A 2,532-nucleotide genomic window follows, 5' to 3' on the forward strand; every position below is an offset into this window, starting at 1 on the left:
CTGAAGAACACCTTCACGCTGGTGACGAATTTCTTCATTATGCTGTTGGTGTTGTTTTTTCTCTTCAAAGACGGTCGGCAGTGGCTCGCCGTGTTATACGATTTGATTCCGATGGACGAGTCGCACAAGTCCAAAATTCTGACCCGGTTGGATCAAACGATTCGGGCGGTGGTGAAAGGGATGCTCGTCACGGCGATTGTTCAAGGGCTGTTAGCGGGGATGGCCTATTGGGCGCTCGATGTGCCGTTTCCGATGGGACTGACCGCGTTGACGACCGTGTTGGCGCCGATCCCGTTTGGCGGAACGGGACTGGTGTGGGGACCTGTGGTGCTCTACCTCTTCTGGGTGGGTGCGAGCGGGAAAGCGCTGATTATGCTGGTGTGGGGAATCGGCGTCGTGTCGATGGTCGACCAGTTCCTACGCCCGTGGTTGATCGGCCAAGATGTACAGATTCCCGTGTTGCTCCTCGTGCTCAGCGTGTTGGGAGGGTTGGCGCTGTACGGGTTGCTTGGACTGTTCGTCGGCCCGATCCTTATCAGCCTGCTGATGACGGCGGTGCAGATCTATCGAGAGGAGTATTACCTCAAACCACCGGTCGTTTCTATGAACCCGCCCACGCCTTCGTAACCTCCTTGTCGCACTGCACCCGCGCACAGTGTTGTTGGCTCTCCAGCCGATAAGGACCTATCATGTGTCCTGCTACTCCAGCGGAATCGTAATGGCGATCCCACCCATCACATCGTTGAGCTTGAAATCCTGCTTTGGGCTTAACGGATGACTGTTGTGGCACGTGATACAGGCGGACGAGACAGCACGGTCTGCATAGATGGCTTGGAAGTACTGCTTCTTGCCGCTTGAAACCACTCCGGTAATCGGTCGGTCAGGCTGTCGCCTGAGCACCTCCAGCGCTTTTCGTTCAAACTCGGTCGCAGGCGCGTTGCGTTGATAGATCGGAGAGAATCCGATCAGTCTGTAGCGGATGCCCCGTCCACTCTCGGCGACCAACCGGCCTGAATGTTGAAGAAACTGGGCCGGCAGCGGGAGTGCGCTGTCCTGTTCCCAATGTTCGGTCGCAGCGACGATGCCTTTCTCCTGCATACGGTTGACGATGTGCGTCGTGTAGATCGTCCGGTCGGCCTCCAGGACGGCATGCACGTAATCGGCGACTCTCTCCGGAGAGATGCCGCCGATGGGCGAGTTCTCCTTGGCTGCGTGAAGAGACGCCACGCCCCAGAGTCCCCCTACGAGGAATGTGATGGTTGCGGCTCGGAACGTGATGCGGACGGTGTCCATGGGCCTCCTTCGGGAGATCGTGGAGAACTGATTGGAAGGGTGACCACGCAGGTGGTGCCTTGGCCTTCGACGCTTTCGATACGGAGATCACCTCCAAACTTTCGGATAATCCGTCGTGCCACCGTGAGCCCGAGTCCAGAACCTTCCCCTTGTCCCTTGGTCGTGAAAAACGGATCGAAGACCTTTGACAGGTGCTGTTTGGAGATGCCGGGGCCGGAATCGGCGATCGTTGTCGTCACCGTGTGGTCTGACACGGCGGTCGTCAACGTGAGCGTGCCGGTTCCCTTCATGGCTTGGGTGGCATTGGTCACGAGATTCACCAACGCTTGCCGAAGTTGGTCCGGAAAGACCAGCACAGGTGTATCGCCCGCATAGGTTTTGTGGATCACAATGTCTTTCATTTCAACGGTGGTCTGTGCCGTGGCCAGCACTTGGTCCAAGATCTGCTCCACAGGCACCGGTACGTGCTGGTCGAAGGCCTCACGGTTTGTCACGCCGGTAAAATCTCGAACGATCGTCGCCATGCGACGGCCATGGGCCACGATGTCCCGGGCGCAGGTCCTGATATGCTCCAAGTCCTGCTCGTCCTGAATCGCTTCCCCCAACCCGATGATCCCAAATAAGGGGTTGTTGAGTTCGTGGCCGATTCCAGCCGTTAAGACCCCGAGGCTTCCCGTCTTTTCAGCCTGGACCAGCTTATCTTGTAGTTGGCTCTCGTCCGTGATGTCTCGAAGCACCAGCCCGATGCTATCTTCTTCTCCTGGTCTCGTGGGTAATCGGAACCATTGATAGTGATAGATCCGCGATCCGATGTGGAGCTCAGCGCGACGGTGCGCCGATTCGTGGTCGGTACTCGGCGCAAGTGGATCCCTCGGTGCCGTCTCGCGCTCGATGCCGGCTGTGGCAAGAGACGTATCCCCGTTGGCTTGGAACTCCGCGTGAAGCTGTTTCTGAACGGCTGGGTCGAGTGGAAGAATCGTGAATAACGACGTTCCCGACATCGGGTTCTGGACGTTAAAGGATTCGCGGGCTGCCTGATTGATGTAGCGCACAACTTCGTGGGCATCGATGAGGAGAATTGGAGTGGGGACGGCATCCAAGATCTGATCCGTCGACTGTTGGAGGACCTGGACTTCCTGGGTTTTCAACTTGACCTGGTCGGTCAATCCGGCGAATGCGGCTTTCAACTGCTGGTTCATGCGGTTGAATTCTTCGGCCAAGTCTTCCAATTCGTCACCC

Annotated in this window: 3 protein-coding genes; 1 reads left to right on the plus strand and 2 read right to left on the minus strand. The window is 57.3% G+C overall.

Annotation, left to right across the window (positions count from 1 at the left end):
• The coding region (locus HZB34_11640) for an AI-2E family transporter (protein ID MBI5316616.1) at positions 1-627 on the plus strand (627 nt) is incomplete at its 5' end.
• A gap of 72 nt (positions 628-699) precedes the next feature.
• Here HZB34_11640 and HZB34_11645 read toward each other — a convergent pair.
• Together HZB34_11645 and HZB34_11650 are read right to left on the minus strand one after the other, a co-directional pair.
• Positions 700-1,293, minus strand: coding sequence for a DUF3365 domain-containing protein (locus HZB34_11645; GenBank protein MBI5316617.1), 594 nt, complete (start codon positions 1,291-1,293; stop codon positions 700-702).
• The gene (locus HZB34_11650) at positions 1,242-2,492 is read right to left on the minus strand and encodes a hypothetical protein (protein MBI5316618.1); all 1,251 of its coding nucleotides are present in this window, start codon (positions 2,490-2,492) and stop codon (positions 1,242-1,244) included. Before HZB34_11650 ends, HZB34_11645 begins: the two co-directional genes overlap by 52 nt.
• Positions 2,493-2,532 lie beyond the last annotated feature (40 nt).

This window comes from Nitrospirota bacterium (genome assembly GCA_016219645.1).
Lineage (GTDB): Bacteria > Nitrospirota > Nitrospiria > Nitrospirales > Nitrospiraceae > Palsa-1315.

What these genes read in the sequence shown, in the direction of transcription:
- HZB34_11650 (MBI5316618.1), bottom strand. Translation starts at nt 2,492, where the DNA reads ATGAACCAGCAGTTGAAAGCCGCATTCGCCGGATTGACCGACCAGGTC.
- HZB34_11645 (MBI5316617.1), bottom strand. Translation starts at nt 1,293, where the DNA reads ATGGACACCGTCCGCATCACGTTCCGAGCCGCAACCATCACATTCCTC.